Here is an 18418-nt window from a genome sequence, read left to right on the forward strand (position 1 = left end):
ACTGCCATCCATTCAGGACGACAGCCTTAAATTATAGCCCAGCCACCTCAACCATGCGGCTGCAACCAGCCCCGCAAGCGCTCCACGCCCTGCACCAGCCGTCCAGAATCGCGACTGGCAAAACACCAGCGCAACCACCCTGCAGCCTCTGGCCCAAACGCGCTTCCGGGAGCCAACCCCAAGCCGGCTTCGCGAACGAGCCGTTTGGCGGTCGCCAAGCTGTCGTCTTGGTCAACCAGACGGAAAAAAGCATACATGCCACCCATGGGTTCCGCCAGGGTCACGCCAGGTGTGGCCTTCAGCAATGGAACCAGCGTGTCACGACACGCCTTGAGATGCGCCACCAGCGCGGGTGTCACCTCATCGCCGCGCTGAAGAGCCGTGAGCGCTGCCCGTTGAATGAACACCGGTGCACATGAGGTATTGAACTCCACCAGCTTGCCCATGGCTCGGGTCAGGGACGCGGGCATCACCAGCCAGCCCAGACGCCAGCCCGTCATGAGAAAGCTCTTGGAGAAGCTGTGGGCCACGATCAGGCGGTCATCGGGTTCTGCAACATCCAGAAAGCTGGGCGCTGCAGCGTTGGACGTGTCGCTCGCGTAGTACAGGCGTTCGTAGACCTCATCGGCCAGGATCCAGGTACCCGTGCGGCGGCAGTGCGCCAGTATGGTGGCCTGTTGCTCGCGGTTCAAGGTCCACCCTGTGGGGTTGTTGGGCGCGTTGAGCAGCAGAAGTTTGGTGGCGGGCGTGATCGCCGCCAGCAGGGCATCCATGTCCAAAACCCATGCACCCGCCCTCTCCCCCTCTGAAAGCACCTTGAGCGGCACACACACCACGCTGGCGCCCATGATGCGCGGCTGTGCCAACAGATTCGGCCAAACAGGCGTCACAGCGACAACTTCATCTCCTGCGTCCAGCAAAGCCTGGGAGGCCAGCATCAGACCATTCACACCACCCGATGTCACCGCCAGGCGGGGAGTCCAATGATCGGCACCACGCCCAGGATGAAGGCCATCCGTATAAGCCGCAATGCCTTCACGCAACTCGATCAGTCCCAGGTTGTGGGCATAGAAAGTCTCGCCAGCCTTGAGGGAGGCAATGGCTGCTTCACTGACAAACGCAGGCGTGACCTCATCGCTTTCACCAAACCAGAACTTGAGCACGCCCTCGCGGCCCAGGCCTTCGTTGGCCACTTCACGGATACGTGACTCTTCCAGGTGGGCAACAACGTGACGCATCGGGTTCTCCCTGTTTTCTCGTGTGCAAGTACCGGAGCGAACTTCAGGCTTCTCCGCTCAGGGGCGCGTCATGCTGCAACGGTGCGGCAATTCTGCTTGCTTTGCGGTTAGCTGGCGAACGACACGGAAGCCATAACCCGATCCTTCCACATCAAACCGGGTACCGGGTGCCCCTTGGCGATCCATCGTTGCCACTGCCAGCGGCTGCTGGAATTGATGGTCGCCAGCGCGCATGCGCGCGGTTTGACCCGCCAGCGTCACTTCGGCTTTTTCCAGCTCGGTAGCGATGCGTACCGCATCCATCGAACCTGCACGCTCTATCGCCTGTGCCAGCGCTTCAATCATGAGCTGCATACGCATGTGAACATAGTCATCTTCCGGCTTGGGAAAGCGCTGGCGGAACGACTGGTAAAAGGCCTCCGACGCGGCCGTGGGCGTATTGGGGAACCAGTCGGCCACGGCAATGACTTTGCCAACACCGGCGTCGCCCATGGCAGACGGGGCCCCCAGGGCATTGCCGTAGAAGGTGTAGAACGATCCCTCGAACCCTGCTTCACGCGCCGCCTTGACCAGCAAGGTGAGGTCGTTACCCCAGTTGCCAGTGAGCACGGCCTGCGCACCACTGGCCACTATTTTGGCAGCGTATGGAGCGAAATCTTTGACCCGGGCCACCGGGTGAAGCTCCTCGCCCACGATGGTCACATCGGGTCGGGTAGTGCCCAGTTGCCGCTTCGCCTCGCGCAACACGCCTTGACCAAAGCTGTAGTCCTGCCCGATCAGGTAGATGCGCTTGAGCGCGGCATCTTCCTTCAACACGCTCATGAGGGCCGTCATTCGCATGTCGGCATGGGCGTCAAAGCGAAAGTGCCAGAAGCTGCACTTTTCATTGGTCAGCGAAGGGTCAACCGCTGAGTAGTTCAGAAACACCACGCTGTGCGTGGGGTCGCGCTGGTTGAGTTTTTCAATGCCATCGATCAAACCCGCAGCAGCAGACGAAGAGTTGCCCTGCGTGATCACACGGATACCTTGGTCCACCGCAGAACGCAGGCCTGCCAGCGCCTCTTCGGTTTGGCCCTTGCTGTCAAACCGTTCAATCACCATTGGCCGATTGCCCCCGGGCAGCTTCACCCCCCCACGGGCATTGACGCGCTCGGCGGCCCAAACCAGGTTGCGGTAAACAGCTTCTCCGGTGTTGGCAAACGGACCAGAAAGCCCTTCGATCATGCCGATGCGAACGGGTTCGATGGCTGGGCTGGCCGCCTGGGCCTGCCCCATGTGAATCAAGCCTGTGGCGCACAGCAGGCCAGAGAGAAGGCGGCGGCGGATGGAATACTGAATCATGCGGTGGACGTGTCTTTTAGGGGCTGAAGAGGACGCGGGCGTACCCGCGTCGAACCGTCACATAAGCGACAAAAGTACGGTACTGTAATTCATAATTATCGCAAACGGCTTATATAGCGATCCTCTACCCGGCACCAGCGTTTCCTCAATGTGCTCAGGCAGCGATACACACGGACGCAAGCGGCCAGCGTGGTGATACGTCAAACCGGTAACCCGGCTCTGACAGCGTGGTTGGCATCAACCCAGCCTGGTACCGCAACCCCGCAGCCAGTGCGATCATCGCGCCGTTGTCGGTGCACAAATGCAGCTCGGGATAATGCACTCTCAAACTTCTGCGCTCACACTCGGCGTTGAGCTGCTCCCTCAGCAGGGCGTTTGCCCCCACACCCCCGGCAACCACCAGGCGTGTGAGCCCGGTTGAAGCAATCGCAGCCATGGATTTTTTGACTAGCACGTCGACGATGGCCGCCTGCGCGCTTGCCGCCACATCGGCTTTCTGGGCCAAACCCAATGCAGCGGCCAATTGGGGCGTGGCAGGTCCTTCAGGTCTCTCGTTGGCCAGGCGTTTGACCTGGGTGAGTACAGCGGTCTTAAGACCGGCGAAAGAAAAATCCAGGTCACCGCTGTGCAACAACGGCCGCGGAAATTTGAACGCGGTGGGGCTGCCCTGCTGAGCCAGTCTGGACAACGCAGGTCCGCCCGGATACCCCAGCCCCAACAACTTGGCCGACTTGTCAAAAGCTTCACCGGCCGCGTCGTCAATGGTTTCACCCAGCATTTGGTAGCGCCCGACCCCGTCCACGCGCATCAACTGGGTATGGCCGCCCGACACCAGCAATGCCACAAAGGGAAATTCCGGCGGGTCGGCACTCAGAAACGGCGACAACAAATGGCCTTCCAGATGGTGCACGCCCATGGCGGGTTTGCCCAGCGCCATCGCCATGGCACAGGCCACACCAGAACCCACCAACAAGGCGCCGGCCAAGCCGGGACCACGCGTATAGGCAATCGCGTCGACTGCGCTCAGAGGCAAGCCCGCCTGTTGCATCACCGAATCGGTCAGAGGCAGGACGCGCCGAATGTGATCGCGGCTGGCGAGCTCCGGCACCACGCCGCCATAGGCCTGGTGCATTTCAATCTGGCTGTGCAGTGCATGGCCCAGCAGGCGCGGCGTGGCTGAGCCACTGGCGTCGACAAGAGCCACGCCGGTTTCGTCACACGACGATTCAAATCCGAGAATCAACATGGAGTGGAGTTTAAGTGGTCACCCCTTGCACCCCTGCCTCGAAAGCGCCCCCTTCAAGCGGACCCTTGCATCGAAGGTGCAAAAGGCCCGATTGCTCTGCCTCTCGGGCACCACCCACAGGCACGGTCAGGCCACTGCGAAGCAGTGAGATCAACTCAAGGGAAAGCGGTTGAGGCGCTGTGGATCAGGGATACGGATCTCGCGCTTATCAACCTCGATCAGGCCCTTGGCCTCGAGTTCATGCAAAACGCGGGAAAAATACTCAGGCGTCATCGACAGGCGCGATGCAATGGCGGCCTTGCTCACAGGCAAGACCACCCGTTGAACGGTATCGGCCTGATCGCCGACCTCGGGCAGGTCCCGCACCAGATAGCCCACCACCCGCTCCACCCCGCTGTGCAGCGAATAGGCTTGCACGTCGTTGATCAAGCCATGCAAACGGCGTGACAAACCCGCAAGCATGCGCATGCAAAAACGGGTATCGCCCTCGATCTCCCGCAGCAAGCTGGCTTTGGACACGCTGAGTAGCAGGGTTTCCGTCAACGCCTGCGCGTTGATGATGTAGGGCTTGTTGGTGAACATCAGCGCTTCGCCAAAACTGTTGCCTGGTCCTACGATTTCAATGATTTTTTCCTGGCCCGCAGGCGAAACGGCAAAAAGCTTGATTTGCCCCGAGACGGTCACATGGAACTCATTGCAGGGGTCTCCGATGTGAAACACGTCCTCACCCCTTGCAAAGGTTCGAAGCTTGGAGCCTTCGGCAAGGCGCGCCAATTCATCCTTGTCCATGTCATGGAACAAGGGCAACATGGAAAGGTAGCGGGGCAGATCAAACTGTGCAAGGTCCATGGGTGTAGAGGGTTGGGTGGGAGAGACGGCCCGTCCACCGCACAGCGGGAAGCGCCAGACCTCGACTGTACCCGCACCACCTCCAGGAAGACCCGATTAAGCCCCCGACTGGCGCATGAATCGCATGTAGACCGCCGCCAGCCGGCTTACCAGATCCTGCGGTCGATGCACCAGCGCATAGCCTTGCTGCCCGAACAGCATTGGCAGGTAGTCGTGGGCCGATTCGTCGATCGTGATGCAAAACGGAATCAGTCCTGCTGCCCTCGCCGCCTGTACTGCATGGCGCGTATCTTCGAGGCCATAGCGGCCTTCGTACACGTCAAGATCGTTGGGCTTGCCATCTGTCAAGATCAGCATCAGGCGCTGGCGCTCGGGGCGTGCAATCAAGCGCTCTGTCGCCAGGCGAACGGCCGCACCCATGCGGGTGTAGTAACCGGGTTTGATGGCGCCCACGCGGTCACGCGCGGCCACGTTCCATGGTTCGTTGAAACCCTTCAAGTGCTGAATCCGCACGTTGTGGCGCCGAACCGATGAAAACCCCAGCATCTCGAACGGATCGCCACTGGCGGCCAGTGCTTCGCCGAACACATACAGCGCATCGCGGATCACGTCGATGACGCGCGCAGTCTGGGTGGCGTAGGCATCGGTGGAGAGAGACAAATCGGCCAGCAACAGGGTGGCCAGACTGCGCTCCGTGCGCACCCGGCGCGTGAACACCGGCGGCGCTTCGCTGGTCGGGCTGCTGAGCGCATCCACACGGTGGCGCACCCAGGCATCCAGGTCAATGTCATCGCCTTCCGACTGCCCGCGCGCGCGACCAGTGCCTGCGCGCAAAATCTCCAGACGCCGGCGCACCCGCTTGGCAGTCGCTTTCAGCGCAGCAGGCGGCTGGTACGCCTCGGAGGGCCTGGCCAGGAAGGTTTGCAAGGCGCAGTGATCGGGCAACAAGGCGTTGCGGCGGAAATCCCACTCAGGGAAGCGCTGCCCTGGGCCTAGCGGCCGGTCGTCGGCTGCGGCACTGGGCAAGTCCAGATCAAACTTCACGCGCGAAGCGGCCGATTGCCCATCGGGCGCAATCGCCAACATATCCATGTCGTTGGCCACGTTGCTGGCGTTTTCATCCGGGTCGTCGTCGGTGGCGCGGTTGACCTTGATGAACTCGCCCCACGACAAAACCGACTCGGCGCGGAAAAACATCATCAACGGCGCTTTGTCGCGGTCGTCGCTCACGGCCTGGGCCTTGCGACGGCGTGCATCGCTGACCGACGGTTTGCGCGTTGCACCTTCTGCCTTCTCAGGATCCCCGCGCGACGGCGCCGCAGCAGGGCCCGCGCCCACATCCAGCCACAGCCAGACGGGCGCCACATCGCCGGGCAAAAGGCCTGAGCCGGCTGCGACCGGTTCGCCAGCCAAAGCCAGCTGCACCAACACTTCCGCCTGCGCGGCTCGCCCTTTAAGGCGGCTGGCGTCCGGGCGCAGCGCTTGTTGTGCTGCGCGCAATGCCGCATACCGTTGGCCGAGACCGGGAAAACGTTGCTGCGCAGCGGCCGTGGCCCGCACGTTGTCCATCACCCAGTCACCCGTGGGCTCGATCACGGCAGCCATGGCCGCCAGCCACAGGTAGAGCGCGCGGTTCAACGCGTGGTCATCGAACACGGCCACGGTCGACGGCAGCGACAAAGCCTCAGGCTCCATCCGCCCGGTAGACGCATGGGTGCCGCTTCCGGCGATGCGCTGCAACCAGTCGCGCGGACCGCCCGCCCGAACATCGGTGGCCGGCGCCACGCGCACGGCATGCGCCCCGCCGCCCGCCCGGAACAGCATGCCGATGGTGCGCTGCACGTCGGGCAGATGCACCGCCGCATGGGCATGTTGCTTGCTGGCCGCCTTCTGAATGAAACGGTGCCACTGGGCCCCCACCCACTCTTCCATCAGAGTCTCACTTTCGCCGTATCGCTGGCTTCAGCGGCCATCTCGGCTTTGCGTTGCCTGAGTGTTTCGCGCACGGCATCGGCGCCCACCTTCCACTCCAGCAAAGGTTCGCGCGTCTTGGCGGATTGCGTCTCGTCACAGGAATCCAGACATTGCCCGCACTGCACGCACGAAAACATCATACGTTTGATGTTGCGCGGATGCAGCCGCATCGGGCAGCCGTTGTCGCAGGCGCTGCCGCCAGGGTAGACCGCTGTGCTGCAAGTGCGGCAATCGCGCGCGTGGTCACGGTCAAACGACACCACCATTCCCTTGGGATTGGCCATCCAGGCCAGGCTTTGAAACAAGCCCACGGCGCAGCCGAATCGACAGAACAGGTGGCGTGCAAAAGCGAACTCCAGCGTGAACACCGCGGTACCGATGACCAGAAATCGGGCCTGGTTCGGAGTCAGCGTGCCGCCAATCAGGTTGCCCCAGATGGCGGCCGGTGGCAGCAAGTAGGTGAGCAGGGTGATCGCCCAGAGAAAACCAAAACCCAGACACAGTGCACCAAATACCGGCCACCAGCGCGCGGTAGGCTCGACATTGGCCCGGTGGGTGCGGTGTTTGTCCCAAAAGCTCAATTTGCCACTGGCGCGGTGCAAGGCATTGTTCAGCGTTTCGACCAAGGTGAAATGCGGGCACAGCCAGCCGCAATACAGGCGGCCGTAGCGGTAGGCGACGCCGAGAAACGCCACGACCAGCAAAATCACCGGCAGAAAAGCCCGCAAAAAGATCTGTATGGCAGCCTGGTTGGCCGTGATCTCGCCAGCCTTGAAGGCGTCGATGCCCAATGACCAGCGCTGCCCGAAGACCCAGAGCTGGGCTTCGTTGAGATCGAAGCGCAGCAGATCCAGCGCTGGAGCCAACAGGAACAGGGCGAAAAAGCCCAGTTGAAAGAAAAGGCGGCGGCGTTGCATGGTGAAGTGACTGAGGAGTTGGCAGCGCCGCCGCTGCAAAAAGAAAGAGTTAACCCACCACCGCTGAAACCACTTCGTCCAGTGCGGCGGCCGTTTCGGCGTCATCGGTCAAGGCGTCCACGATAGCCGCGCGGCAAGCCACTGGCAGCGGCAGCCCGCTGGCCACCAAACGTGCTGCCATCACCAGCAAGCGCGTGCTGGCGGTTTCTTCCAGATCGTGATCGGTCAAGCGGCGCAATGCGGTCGCGAGTTGCACGAGCCGCGAGGCCAGCGCTGCGTCGACGCCGGCTTCCCGTTCGATGATGGCCTGCTCCACGGCGGGATCGGGGTAGCCAAAGGTCAAAGCGATGAAGCGCTGACGTGTGCTGGGCTTGAGGCTTTTCAGCAAATTCTGATAACCCGGGTTGTAGCTGATGACCAGCATGAAGCCGGGAGGCGCCACCAACTGCTCGCCGGTGCGCTCGATGGGCAACACCCGCCGATCATCTGCCAGCGGATGCAACACCACCGTGGTGTCTTTGCGGGCCTCGACGACTTCATCGAGGTAACAAATGGCGCCAGTGCGCACCGCGCGGGCCAATGGTCCGTCGGCCCAGACCGTGCCGTTGTCTCCGATCAGGTGGCGCCCAACCAGATCGGCGGCGCTCAGATCGTCGTGGCAGCTCACCGTGATCAGCGGGCGACCCAGCCTGGCGGCCATGTGTTCGACAAAACGCGTCTTGCCACAGCCGGTTGGCCCTTTGATCAACACCGGCAGGCGCTGGCGAAACGCATGCTCAAAGAGCGTGCTTTCTCCGGCCTGCTCGGCGTAGAAGGGGATGTCCGCCTGGGCCAAAAGGCGTTGTTCGCTCTGATCCATGGCGTTCATCTCCTGCTTCAGCTTCTGGCCCGCTGGGCAGGCTGGCCGCGCAACATGCCGCCTCCACCGCTGCGAACAGGCGTTGCCACATTGTCTTTCAGCACATGCTCACCGCCAATGAAGAAACTGGCGAAGTACATGAACTGGCCGATCAGGAAAACCACGCCACCCACGATACGCACCCAGTAAAAGTACGCCAGTTGGTCCTGTGTGGCCATGAAGCCCATAGCCGTGCCATCGGTGGGCATGCGCTGCAACCAGACTTGCAAAATGCCGGCGCCGGTCAAGGCCAGGACCATGACGGCCATGCCAATGGTCATCACCCAGAAGCTCCACATTTCATAGGACTGGGCCCGAGGGCTGTTGGCGATGCGCCCGCGCAGCGTGGGCATGGCGTAGCTGATCAACGTGATCACCACCAAGACATACGCGCCGTAGAACGCGAGGTGGCCGTGGGCTGCGGTCAGTTGCGAACCATGGGTGTAGTAGTTGACCGCGCTCAGAGTGTGCAAGAAGCCCCACAGGCCTGCGCCCAGGAAACCCATCACGGCACAGCCCACCGCCCACAGGACAGCGGCCTGATTGGGGTGCTCGCGGCGGCGGCGTTGCACCATATTGAAGGCAAAGACCGTCATCATGAAGAACGGCAGGGGCTCCAGCGCACTGAAGATGCTGCCAATCCACAGCCAGTAGCCGGGCAAGCCAATGAAGAAGAAGTGGTGGCCTGTGCCCAGGATGCCGCTCATCAGGGCAAAAGCAATGATCACGTAGAGCCATTTGTCGATCACTTCACGGTCCACGCCGGTGGTCTTGATCAACACATAGGCCAGCAAGGCGCCCAGGATCAGCTCCCATGTGCCCTCCACCCAGAGGTGAACCACGAACCACCAGTACATCTTGTCGCGCACCAGGTTGTGCGGGTTGACGAAGCTGAACAGGAACATCAGCGCCAGGCCCCAGAGGCCAATGAGCAGCACCATGGAGATCGCCGTCTTGCGCCCTTTGAGCACGGTCATGCTGATGTTGAACAGAAAGCCCAGCATCACGATCACGATACCGACCTTGGTCGGCAACGGCTGCTCCAGGAACTCGCGCCCCATGGTTTGCAGCATGTCGTTGCCCGTGAGTTCGGCCAGCTTGGCGTAAGGCACGGTGAGGTAGCCCACGATGGTCAGTCCACCGGCGACCAGGAAGACCCAGAACAGCAGGTTGGCCAGCTTGGTGGAGAAGAGCTCGGTTTCCGACTCTTCCGGCACCATGTAATAGGCGGCGCCCTGGAAGCCAAAGAGCAGCCAGACGATGAGCAGGTTGGTGTGGACCATGCGGGCCACGTTGAAAGGGATGTAAGGGAAGAAAAGGTCCCCGATCACGTACTGCAGGCCGAGCGTGATGCCAAATATGATCTGCGCGGCAAACAACACCATCGCGGCGATGAAGTAGTTCTTGGCGACCGATTGGCTCTGGTATTTGAGTGTTTTGATGGTCATGTTTGTTCTCCGATCAGCCTTCGATGTTCGGTGGCCAGTTTTCGGTGTTGATCTCGCCCGTCCACTTCAGGAACTCGACCACGTTGTCCAGCTGCTCATCGGTCAGGTTGAACTGGGGCATTTGCCGGCGGTGCGGCGCGCCCGTGGGCATGGCTTTCATCCATGCCTTGATGAACTCGCCGCCGCGGCGCTTGTAGACATTGCCCAGTTCGGGGGCGAAATAAGCACCCTCGCCAAGCAGCGTGTGGCAGCCGATGCAGTTGCGGGTCTCCCAGACCTTCTTTCCCGCGATCACGGCTGGCGTGATGTTCTGCGCATTGGAACGCTCGGGAATGCGGCGCTCACTGTCAAAAATGATGGCTGCGAACAGCAGTATGAAAAACATACTGCCCCCATAAAACATGTTGCGGGCCATTTGTTTGGTAAACCCGCTTTGCGATTGGCTCATGAAAGCCCTCCATCTCTAGTTGATGGCGGTATCCTCCTGTTTTGGTCGGGAATAGTCCTTGACCTGTGTCAAGGAATGCGTCCGAGTCGCATTTACCTGCTGGCCAGCCAACTCACCAAGCCAATCGAGCCGATCACCAGCACCAGCCAGCCCAGCACCAGGCGGCGCCATACCGCAGGCGCATGGCGCAGCTCCATGAATTCGTTGGCAATCAGGTAACCCTTGAGCCCGGCCAGCGCCAGCACCGATCCCACCACGGCGGGTGAGATCGCTTCATGACCACCTTCCCCCAGCCACCAGGTGCAAGCCGTGGCCGCCGCGAGCGCCAGTGCGATGCCATCGTTGCGGTGCAAAAAACTCATGGTGTTCCGGTTTTTTTCATGGTGTCAGCGGATGACGTAGACCAGGGCAAACAGCACCATCCACAACAAGTCGACCATGTGCCAGAACACCGCGCCCGATTCGGGCGCGTTCAGGTGCTGCGGTCCATAAGCGCCCTGCCGTGCGTGCCACCCGAGCACACCAAACACCACTGCACCCACCAGCACATGCAAGAAGTGGAACCCCGTGAGCAGCGTGTAGAGCATGGTGAAACTGTCGTCAGCCCAGTCAAACCCCGATGCAATTTTTCCGGCGAACTCATGGCTCTTGACAACCAGAAAGCCGACAGCACCCCCCAGCGCACCCAGCAACCACCACCCACCTGCCGCAGACAAGCCAGCACGAAGGGCCATCACGGCGCGCGCAGCACACCAGCTCGCACCGACCAGAAGCAGCGTATTGAGCGCCCCCGTGGAAAGGCTCAAGGCGCCCTGCCCTTGCAAAAATACCCCGGGTTCCCGCCAGCGGGCGACCGCGAACGAAAGAAACAGGATGCCAAAGGTCAGCAGCTCGACCAGCACCAGTAGCCAGATCACGCCGTCCCCGACCAGCCGGGGCTCAGCGCGCGCCGACATGGTGGCGACCCTCCAACAAACCCAAGTCGACGGAACTCGATCTTCGCAGTCTTGCAGACTTATCCGAAGCGCGTGCCCCACCCAAGGCACCCATGGATCTGGCTTTGCCAGGCCACAGGGTGCGCCCTCCCTCCCGAAGGAGAGGGGGGGTGACGCGAAGCGGCGCGGGGAGGTGCTCCGGTCCACCCATGGATCTGGCTTTGCCAGGCCACTGGGTGCGTCCCCCTCCCGCAGGAGAGGGGAAAGACGCGCAGTGTCGCAGGGGGTTCAATGGGAAGTGCCTTCCGACCGCGTGATCTTGTTCCACACGTTGTACTTCCCGACCGGCTTGCTCATGGGCAGGCGCTTGACTTCCTTGAATGTGGTGGCATCGTAGATCACCAATGCGCCGTCCATTTCCCACACGCTGGCCAGCGCGTACTTGCCGTCTTTGGTGAACTCGATATGGGCCAGGGTCTTGCCGGGCTCTTTGACTTCGGCAACGGTTTTCAGTGTGCTCTTGTCGATGATGGTGAGCGTGTCACGCGCTGTCGGACTCATCATGGAGTCGGTCCATGCGAAGCGGGTGTTCTCGTGGCTGCGCATGAAGAAGCCAGGGCCTGGTGTGGGAATGGTTGCAACCGTCTTCCAGGTCTTCATATCGATCACGTCAATGGCGCCGTCTTTCAGATTCGGCGATGCCAGCACGGTGCTGCCATTCCAGGCGAACGTGATGCCCGACCCCAAATGCGGCATACCGGCGATTGGCAGTTCAGCGATCTTGCTGCGCGCATCGAGGTTGACCACCTGGGCGCTGGCGCCATCGGCCTTGCTCCCTTCTTCCCCACGCGTGGCGCCCAGCACGTTGGCGTAGCTCTGGTCAAAGAAAAAGTCGTCCAGCGGCTGCTCCAGTGGCGTGCGGCGCACACCGAGGAACCCGGATTTGGCGATGCCTTCGCCCATCTTGTAATCGTGCACATAGCCGTCAAAGATCGGCTGGGCCTTGGGGTTGTACGAAATCTCCCAGAGCTCCGGAATGTCTTTCAGTGCCACCACAAAGCTCTGGCGCGGCTCGGCGTCATACACCGCAGAAACGCGAGAAGTGGTCTTGCCGTCCAGCGTGGCCGCAGCGTAGGTCTGCTTCAGGTTCAGATCGGCGTCGAACAAGGCCAGCGTGTGCGGAAAATAGTTCGCAGCCATCACCCATTTACCGTCGCCGCTCACGGCCACGTTGCGCATGTTGAAGCCAGCGCGCACCTCTGCCACCACGCGCAAGCGCCAGAGGTCGTATTTGGTGATCCAGCCATCGCGCGAGCCGAAAAACACATAACGGCCATCGGGCGTGAACTTCGGACCGCCGTGCAGGGCATAACGGCTGGCGAAACGGGTGATCACTTCAAACTTGTCACCATCAACCAGGCTCACATGGTGATCGCCGCCTTCCACCACCACAAACAGGTTCATGGGATCGGCATCCCAGACCGGCTTGGCTGGCTCATTGGGCGGCGCGGGATGAAACTCGCGTGAAGCGCGAATGTCGGCGTCCGCCCATTCCGGCGCAGGCAACACGGGCGTGCGCACGAAAGCCGCCAGCGCGGCAATCTGTTCTTTGGAAAGCTTGTCGGCGAAGCCTGGCATCTGCGTGGCAACCCGCCCCTGGGCAATCACCTTGAGCGCTTCGGCCGAGCGCAAGCGGGTCAGGCTCTCGGGCAGCAGAGCCGGGCCCATGCCGCCGGTGCGTTGAGCGCCGTGGCAGGCTGCGCAGTGTTCGGTGTAGAGGGATGCAGCGCCCACGGTCTGATCAGCGCTTTGCGCGCGAGCCATGTCCACACCCATCCAGCACAGGCCAGCCACCAGCGTTGCCCGCGCCGCATTGGCCAACCACTCGCCCGTGGCGCCCAGTCCCTTCTCAGACATGGGTGTTCTCCTCCAGATGGATGGCCACCACGCGCCGCTTGCCTGACACCGGCTCCATGGTGAGCCTCGTGGCGTCGCTTCCCGCCGTGGCACCAATTTCCTCGTCGGTGAAATAGCAGCCGGGGTCTTCGGCCCATGCGTCGCCGGTGAGTTGCTGGGCGCGCACACGGGTGTTGCCGCCGCAGATGTCAAAGTGTTTGCAAACAGCGCAACGGCCCTTGACCGCCCGTGGCTTGGCCTTCAGTCCGGCCATCAACGGCTCGCTGGTGTCGCTCCAGATGGCCGAGAAAGGACGCTCGCGCACGTCGCCCAGTTTGTGGTGCCACCACATGGTGTCGGGATGCACATGGCCGAGGTTGTCGATATTGGCCACGTTCACGCCACTGCTGTTGCCGCCCCAGGCCACCAGCCGCTCACGCAGCATCGGCGCCCACTGTGGGAAGCGCGCCTCGACCCAGTTGAGGAGGTAGGGGCCATCGGCATCGTTGTTACCGGTCACATACTCTTCATCGAGGCCTCGCTGTGCGGCATCCCAGGCCCGCTCGATCAGCATGTCCAGCGCGTCGCGCGTGGCCTGAAACTGGGCATCTTTGCCGCGGTGAATATTGCCACGGCCCGCGTAATTCAGGTGAGAGAAGTAAAACTTGTCGACCTGCTCGGTGCGCATCAGATCGAGCAGCGCGGGCAGATCATGGGCATTCATCGCCGTCATGGTGAAGCGGAGACCCACCTTCACCCCCCGCTCGTGCAACAGGTGCACGGCAGCCAGGCTGCGGTCGAAGGCACCTTCGAGACGGCGGAACTTGTCGTGGGTTTCACGCAAACCGTCGAGGCTGATGCCCACGTAATTGAAGCCCATGGCGGCGACCCGGTCGGCCATGGGTTCGTCGATCAGTGTACCGTTGGTGGAGAGCCCGGTATAAAAGCCCATGTCGCGTGATCGTTGGGCGATTTCAAAAATATCCGGGCGCAGCAGCGGCTCACCACCCGAGAGAATGAGCACGGGAACACGGTAGGCCTTGAGGTCGTCCATCACGGTGAAGACCTCTTCACGGGACAACTCGCCCTCATATTCGTGATCGGCTGACAGTGCATAGCAGTGTTTGCAGGTCAAGTTGCAGCGGCGGATCAGGTTCCAGATCACGACGGGTCCTGGCTTTTGGATCCCCACTGCGCCGGCGCCTTGCGCCGCCAGCCCCCGGCCGCCCGGCAAAGCCGATTCGGCGGCACCCTGGCCAGAGACATGCCGGCCTATAGGCGACGGATAAACGCCGGTCTTTTCGGCTTGTGCGATTTCACGCAGGTATTGACTGATGCGGAACATGGTCAGCTTTCGTTGAGTCGCAATCCTGTCTTTTTCAGGATGGCGGTGGAATACAGGATGTCATGGGCGGCACAGGCAGGGCCGAGCATGGCAGCGATATCTTCGGCTTGTCGCTCGACCTCTTCGCGCGAACGGCCATGCAGCATGGCAAACAGGTTGTAGCGCCAGACGGGCAGACGACGGGGGCGGCGGTAGCAGTGGCTCACGCCAGACAGTTGACCGATGCGCTCCCCCAGTTCGTCGACAAGGTCATCGGCCACATCCCACACGCTCATGCCATTGGCCGTAAAGCCCAGACGGTAGTGGTTGGGCACGGCGCCAATGCGGCGAATCAACCCCGCGTCGAGCATGGCCTGCATGCGACGGCGCACCTGTTCACCATCAATGCCCAGCATGGCGCCCACGGCCTCGTAGGGTCGGGGAAGCAAGGGCAAACCACCTTGTGTCGCTCGAATCAAACGGCGGTCCAGTTCGTCAAGTGGCATGGCCAAGACCTTCCAGAAGGGGGAGCTTCAACTCCACGAAGAACTCGCGGTCTTTCGGAAAGTCAAACACGCTCAAGCCGGTAACGGCTTCAATATGGGCGATGGTCGGTGCAATCAGATCGGCCGACTCCACCGCCAAGACAAACCACATGTTGAGCGGTGTGGCGTTGGGTTGATCGGGGTGCGCCGATTCGCGCCGGTAATTGTGGGCCACCTCGGAAATGCCATTGAGCAGCTCGGCCACCGCATCGAACCGAGGTTCGGGCACCGCCATGGCGGCCAATACGAAACGGCCACCCGCACGCTCGATTTGAAAAAGCGGGCCGAAACGGCTCAAATCGCCGTGGGACAGCAACCGCTGCAAACGCTCGATCACCACATCTTCCGGGCAACCCAGTTGCTCTGCCACGTCGGCGAACGGCCGGTCGGTCAGTGGAAAGCCCCCATGCAAGAAGGCCACCAAACGGGCGTCGTCAGGCGAGAGCATGGGCGGGCTCCTGGGCATTGGGCAGGGAGCGGAATCGACGCGCCCCGGTTTGTTTGAAACGGCGGGTGGAAAACAAAATTTCGCGCGGGTAGTGGGTCAACCCCACAGCGGGAATCACGCGTTCGATCACTGCGTGCACCGCCTCTCGGTGTGTACCGTGCACCATGCAATACAGATTGAACGGCCAACCTTGGGCACGCTCACGCTTGTAAGCCAGCGTCACGCCAGGCTGCGCCGCGAGCAATTCGCCGCAGGCATCGACCTGGTCTTCCGGCACATTGAACACCGTCATGGCGTTGGCCGAAAAGCCCAGCTCATGGTGACGAACCACCACGCCAAAGCGCTTGAGCGTGCCAGCGTCAACCCACCGCTGCAACCGGTCGATGATCTCTTCAGGGCTGCACTCGCAAGCGCTGGCCCAGGCGTCAAAAGGTCGAGCGGTGATGGACAGTCCCTGTTCCACGCAAGCGGCCAGCAGGTGGTCTTTGCCGACCAGCGCTGCCGTATCTCCCCCCCGATGAACCCGCATGGGCGCTTGGGCGGTGGCGTGCCGCAGGTCAAAACCCAGATCAATGCGGTACGCGCGCTCCATGCGCAGCCGCAACGCAGGCAAGCCGGTCTCGCGCTCCAGGCCATCCATCGCTGCATTCACCGCGTGGGCATCGGTCCCGGTCATCACAAACCAGAGGTTGAAGCGGTGCTCACGTTCGTAGTTGTGGTTCACCCCCGGGTGGGCCGACACCTGCGCCGCAATGGCGTCCAGGCGATCGGCCGGTACGGCCATCGCGGCCAGCAATGCCGCGCCGCCTGCGCCGGGCGAAAACACGCCACCGATCCGGCTGATGGCGCCACGCTCCTGCATCTGCTGGAAAGACCCGATCACCTGCGCTTCGTTCAACGACAACGCCTGGGCGATCTGCAAAAACGGCTCGCGCACCAACGGAAACCCATGCTGCCATTCATTGAGCAACGCCATGTCGGTGTTGCTGGGGGCGGTTGGCCAAGGGGCTCGCGCGTTCATGGCGTCAAAAGCCCAGTCGCGCAGCGCGCGAGGTGAAAAAGATGCCGCTGGGCGAAGGCACATCGAGACGGGCGCGGGTGGCCAGCGTCTGGGTATCGATGATGCTCACGCGGTTGTCATCGCGGCTGCTGATCCACACCGATTCGCCACGTGGTGTGAACTCCATGTGCAAAACGGCTTTGCCCGGCTCCAGGGTTTTCACAATGGTCTGGGTCTGGGTGTCGATCACCTGCACACGGTGGTAATCGGGCACCGAGAAATTCACCCACACCTGGCGTCCATCGGGCCGAGCCATCACGAACACCGGCTGACCGGCCACCGGGATGCGGCCCACTTCTTTCCAGGTGTCGGTATCAACCACCAGCACCTCGTGGCGCCCGATCGCGGGCAAGTAGGCGCGCCGACCGGCCACAGCCCAACCGCGCAGATGCGGCATTTTGTAGACCGGCAATGCCTCCTGGCCTTTGCCATAACCGCTCAGGATGCGCTGCACCTTGGGCTCAGCGGCCCACAGGTCGATCATGGCCAGACCGTCTTCGCCAAACAGGCCTGCAATGTAGTGACGGCCATCGGGCGTGACCAGGGCGTCGTAGGGTTGCTGGCCGACACCTTCGAATTTTTGAATGCCCACTCGGGCTGGGTCGGTGCAATCGATCACCCATATTGCGTTGCCCTCAAAGAGGCTGTACGCAAATCGACGCCCAGGCAAATCCACCAGACCCACCACCTTGGACAATTTTCCCGGCGCGTACTCGGCCGGCACATCGGCCACGAGCGCCAGGGTGTGGGCGTCAAATATTTTGACGCCACCGGGCGTGTAGTTTTGCGCGGCGACCAGGCTGCCGTCGGCGCTGATGGCACCGCCAATGGAATTGCCCGCCTGCATCACCCGCCGGGTGATGCGACGCTCCAGCAGGTTGACTTGCGTGAGGCCGCCATCGCGTCCGAACACGTAGGCGAACAGGCCGTCGCGCGAGAACACCACGGAGGCGTGGGACAGGTCACCCAGGCCGGACACTTCTCCGATCAAGGCCTGTGCCGTGGTGTCCACGAGGTACAGCGTGCCATTGGCGCGGCCGATCACCACGCCCAGGTCGCCTGTGCCTCGCAGCATGGATGCGGCGCAACCGGGCAACAAACCCAGGGCGGCCAGGGACGGCAGGGTGACGGCGGCTGAGGCCAGCAGATGGCGGCGTTTCATTGAATGTGGGGTGTGGTTGTTTCTTCGGGGAAGCCTTGCAGCAGCTGCTGCGCGATCCAGCGGGCTTCCGCTTCATTGAGCATGGCGCTCCAGGGCGGCATGGGCGTGCCTGGGCGGCCGTGGTAAATCGTGGCGGCCAGGCTTTCCAGAGGAAACCCGGCCAGCGCTTCGCGGGTCAGCGCAGGCCCCAGGCCACCGGTCAGCCGCATGCCGTGGCAAGAGCCACAGTCTTGACGAACCATGTGCACCAGCGCCTGCACCCGGGAGCCTTGGGGCGCCCCGGGCGATTCAGCAAAGGTGGGGTGGGCAGCCAGGCCCAACATCCCCACCAACAGAAGCTGAGCTGTGCGCACGCCGGTCAACCGATCGATCAGGACTTGAGAATGAACGCCACCGCTTCCTTGAGGCTGTCGTCGTCAATCTTGGCCACCGGGTTGGGCGACATGGGAATCGGCCCCCACACGCCAGAACCTCCCTTGCGAACCTTGTCCATCAGCTGTGCGCTCACGTCCTGGCCCTTGTACTTGGTGGCAATGTCCTTGAACGAAGGTCCGACCAGCTTTTTGTCTTTGGCATGGCAGGCCATGCAGCCGCCCTTGGTCAAAGCGGCTTCGCCATCGGCCATGGCTGAACCCGCCGAGAAGGCCAAGGCCACAGCGGCCACGATGAGAGAAAGTGTTTTCATAAAA

General features: G+C 62.0%; 19 protein-coding genes. All 19 read right to left on the bottom strand.

The window, feature by feature from the left end:
* Positions 1–47 precede the first annotated feature (47 nt).
* The 19 genes from LPB072_RS17155 to LPB072_RS17245 all read right to left on the bottom strand — a co-directional run bounded on the left by LPB072_RS17155 (position 48) and on the right by LPB072_RS17245 (position 18414).
* Complete coding sequence (locus LPB072_RS17155) at positions 48–1238, bottom strand: pyridoxal phosphate-dependent aminotransferase (RefSeq protein ID WP_066085961.1); 1191 nt, start codon at positions 1236–1238, stop codon at positions 48–50.
* Between the two features lie 57 nt (positions 1239–1295).
* Complete coding sequence (locus LPB072_RS17160) at positions 1296–2579, bottom strand: branched-chain amino acid ABC transporter substrate-binding protein (RefSeq protein ID WP_066085958.1); 1284 nt, start codon at positions 2577–2579, stop codon at positions 1296–1298.
* Positions 2580–2733: 154 nt separating this feature from the next.
* Positions 2734–3825 carry a tRNA (adenosine(37)-N6)-threonylcarbamoyltransferase complex transferase subunit TsaD gene (gene tsaD / locus LPB072_RS17165; RefSeq protein ID WP_066085956.1) on the bottom strand — a complete coding sequence of 364 codons (1092 nt, stop codon included), beginning with the start codon at positions 3823–3825 and terminating at the stop codon, positions 2734–2736.
* Positions 3826–3975: 150 nt separating this feature from the next.
* Positions 3976–4674: a Crp/Fnr family transcriptional regulator gene (locus LPB072_RS17170; RefSeq protein ID WP_066085952.1), complete on the bottom strand. Its 699-nt coding sequence runs from the start codon at positions 4672–4674 to the stop codon at positions 3976–3978.
* 96 nt (positions 4675–4770) lie between these two features.
* Entirely contained in the window at positions 4771–6606 is a 1836-nt protein-coding gene (locus tag LPB072_RS17175; RefSeq protein ID WP_066085949.1) for a nitric oxide reductase activation protein NorD, read from the bottom strand.
* Positions 6606–7565 (bottom strand): 4Fe-4S binding protein, encoded by a 960-nt coding sequence (locus tag LPB072_RS17180; protein ID WP_066085946.1) that lies wholly within the window; start codon positions 7563–7565, stop codon positions 6606–6608. The genes LPB072_RS17175 and LPB072_RS17180 overlap by 1 nt, the downstream gene beginning before the upstream one ends.
* A 49-nt stretch (positions 7566–7614) precedes the next feature.
* The gene (locus LPB072_RS17185) at positions 7615–8424 is read right to left on the bottom strand and encodes a CbbQ/NirQ/NorQ/GpvN family protein (protein WP_197509023.1); all 810 of its coding nucleotides are present in this window, start codon (positions 8422–8424) and stop codon (positions 7615–7617) included.
* A gap of 17 nt (positions 8425–8441) precedes the next feature.
* Positions 8442–9911 carry a cbb3-type cytochrome c oxidase subunit I gene (locus LPB072_RS17190; protein WP_066085940.1) on the bottom strand — a complete coding sequence of 490 codons (1470 nt, stop codon included), beginning with the start codon at positions 9909–9911 and terminating at the stop codon, positions 8442–8444.
* Between the two features lie 13 nt (positions 9912–9924).
* Positions 9925–10359 carry a c-type cytochrome gene (locus LPB072_RS17195; protein WP_066085937.1) on the bottom strand — a complete coding sequence of 145 codons (435 nt, stop codon included), beginning with the start codon at positions 10357–10359 and terminating at the stop codon, positions 9925–9927.
* 92 nt (positions 10360–10451) lie between these two features.
* Positions 10452–10721, bottom strand: a complete 270-nt coding sequence (locus tag LPB072_RS17200) for a cytochrome C oxidase subunit IV family protein (protein ID WP_066085933.1) — start codon at positions 10719–10721, stop codon at positions 10452–10454.
* Between the two features lie 24 nt (positions 10722–10745).
* On the bottom strand, positions 10746–11315 hold the full coding sequence (locus LPB072_RS17205) for a cytochrome c oxidase subunit 3 (protein WP_066085931.1): 570 nt from the start codon (positions 11313–11315) through the stop codon (positions 10746–10748).
* 267 nt (positions 11316–11582) lie between these two features.
* Positions 11583–13118 carry a cytochrome D1 domain-containing protein gene (locus LPB072_RS17210; protein ID WP_407927814.1) on the bottom strand — a complete coding sequence of 512 codons (1536 nt, stop codon included), beginning with the start codon at positions 13116–13118 and terminating at the stop codon, positions 11583–11585.
* Positions 13119–13203: 85 nt separating this feature from the next.
* Complete coding sequence (nirJ, locus tag LPB072_RS17215) at positions 13204–14535, bottom strand: heme d1 biosynthesis radical SAM protein NirJ (protein WP_066085927.1); 1332 nt, start codon at positions 14533–14535, stop codon at positions 13204–13206.
* 2 nt (positions 14536–14537) lie between these two features.
* Entirely contained in the window at positions 14538–15020 is a 483-nt protein-coding gene (gene ahbB / locus LPB072_RS17220; protein WP_066085924.1) for a siroheme decarboxylase subunit beta, read from the bottom strand.
* Positions 15010–15507 (bottom strand): Lrp/AsnC family transcriptional regulator, encoded by a 498-nt coding sequence (locus LPB072_RS17225; protein ID WP_066085922.1) that lies wholly within the window; start codon positions 15505–15507, stop codon positions 15010–15012. Before LPB072_RS17225 ends, ahbB (LPB072_RS17220) begins: the two co-directional genes overlap by 11 nt.
* Positions 15494–16528, bottom strand: a complete 1035-nt coding sequence (gene ahbB / locus LPB072_RS17230; RefSeq protein WP_066085919.1) for a siroheme decarboxylase subunit beta — start codon at positions 16526–16528, stop codon at positions 15494–15496. Before ahbB (LPB072_RS17230) ends, LPB072_RS17225 begins: the two co-directional genes overlap by 14 nt.
* Positions 16529–16532: 4 nt before the next feature.
* Positions 16533–17729: a cytochrome D1 domain-containing protein gene (locus LPB072_RS17235; protein WP_066085916.1), complete on the bottom strand. Its 1197-nt coding sequence runs from the start codon at positions 17727–17729 to the stop codon at positions 16533–16535.
* Positions 17726–18052, bottom strand: a complete 327-nt coding sequence (locus tag LPB072_RS17240) for a c-type cytochrome (protein ID WP_066086389.1) — start codon at positions 18050–18052, stop codon at positions 17726–17728. Before LPB072_RS17240 ends, LPB072_RS17235 begins: the two co-directional genes overlap by 4 nt.
* Before the next feature lie 47 nt (positions 18053–18099).
* Entirely contained in the window at positions 18100–18414 is a 315-nt protein-coding gene (locus LPB072_RS17245) for a c-type cytochrome (protein ID WP_066085913.1), read from the bottom strand.
* Positions 18415–18418: the final 4 nt, after the last annotated feature.

This window comes from Hydrogenophaga crassostreae, from assembly GCF_001761385.1.
GTDB lineage: Bacteria > Pseudomonadota > Gammaproteobacteria > Burkholderiales > Burkholderiaceae_C > Hydrogenophaga > Hydrogenophaga crassostreae.

What these genes read in the sequence shown, in the direction of transcription:
- LPB072_RS17155 (WP_066085961.1), bottom strand. Translation starts at nt 1,238, where the DNA reads ATGCGTCACGTTGTTGCCCACCTGGAAGAGTCACGTATCCGTGAAGTG.
- LPB072_RS17160 (WP_066085958.1), bottom strand. Translation starts at nt 2,579, where the DNA reads ATGATTCAGTATTCCATCCGCCGCCGCCTTCTCTCTGGCCTGCTGTGC.
- tsaD (WP_066085956.1), bottom strand. Translation starts at nt 3,825, where the DNA reads ATGTTGATTCTCGGATTTGAATCGTCGTGTGACGAAACCGGCGTGGCT.
- LPB072_RS17170 (WP_066085952.1), bottom strand. Translation starts at nt 4,674, where the DNA reads ATGGACCTTGCACAGTTTGATCTGCCCCGCTACCTTTCCATGTTGCCC.
- LPB072_RS17175 (WP_066085949.1), bottom strand. Translation starts at nt 6,606, where the DNA reads ATGGAAGAGTGGGTGGGGGCCCAGTGGCACCGTTTCATTCAGAAGGCG.
- LPB072_RS17180 (WP_066085946.1), bottom strand. Translation starts at nt 7,565, where the DNA reads ATGCAACGCCGCCGCCTTTTCTTTCAACTGGGCTTTTTCGCCCTGTTC.
- LPB072_RS17185 (WP_197509023.1), bottom strand. Translation starts at nt 8,424, where the DNA reads ATGGATCAGAGCGAACAACGCCTTTTGGCCCAGGCGGACATCCCCTTC.
- LPB072_RS17190 (WP_066085940.1), bottom strand. Translation starts at nt 9,911, where the DNA reads ATGACCATCAAAACACTCAAATACCAGAGCCAATCGGTCGCCAAGAAC.
- LPB072_RS17195 (WP_066085937.1), bottom strand. Translation starts at nt 10,359, where the DNA reads ATGAGCCAATCGCAAAGCGGGTTTACCAAACAAATGGCCCGCAACATG.
- LPB072_RS17200 (WP_066085933.1), bottom strand. Translation starts at nt 10,721, where the DNA reads ATGAGTTTTTTGCACCGCAACGATGGCATCGCACTGGCGCTCGCGGCG.
- LPB072_RS17205 (WP_066085931.1), bottom strand. Translation starts at nt 11,315, where the DNA reads ATGTCGGCGCGCGCTGAGCCCCGGCTGGTCGGGGACGGCGTGATCTGG.
- LPB072_RS17210 (WP_407927814.1), bottom strand. Translation starts at nt 13,118, where the DNA reads ATGGCTCGCGCGCAAAGCGCTGATCAGACCGTGGGCGCTGCATCCCTC.
- nirJ (WP_066085927.1), bottom strand. Translation starts at nt 14,535, where the DNA reads ATGTTCCGCATCAGTCAATACCTGCGTGAAATCGCACAAGCCGAAAAG.
- ahbB (WP_066085924.1), bottom strand. Translation starts at nt 15,020, where the DNA reads ATGCCACTTGACGAACTGGACCGCCGTTTGATTCGAGCGACACAAGGT.
- LPB072_RS17225 (WP_066085922.1), bottom strand. Translation starts at nt 15,507, where the DNA reads ATGCTCTCGCCTGACGACGCCCGTTTGGTGGCCTTCTTGCATGGGGGC.
- ahbB (WP_066085919.1), bottom strand. Translation starts at nt 16,528, where the DNA reads ATGAACGCGCGAGCCCCTTGGCCAACCGCCCCCAGCAACACCGACATG.
- LPB072_RS17235 (WP_066085916.1), bottom strand. Translation starts at nt 17,729, where the DNA reads ATGAAACGCCGCCATCTGCTGGCCTCAGCCGCCGTCACCCTGCCGTCC.
- LPB072_RS17240 (WP_066086389.1), bottom strand. Translation starts at nt 18,052, where the DNA reads ATGTTGGGCCTGGCTGCCCACCCCACCTTTGCTGAATCGCCCGGGGCG.
- LPB072_RS17245 (WP_066085913.1), bottom strand. Translation starts at nt 18,414, where the DNA reads ATGAAAACACTTTCTCTCATCGTGGCCGCTGTGGCCTTGGCCTTCTCG.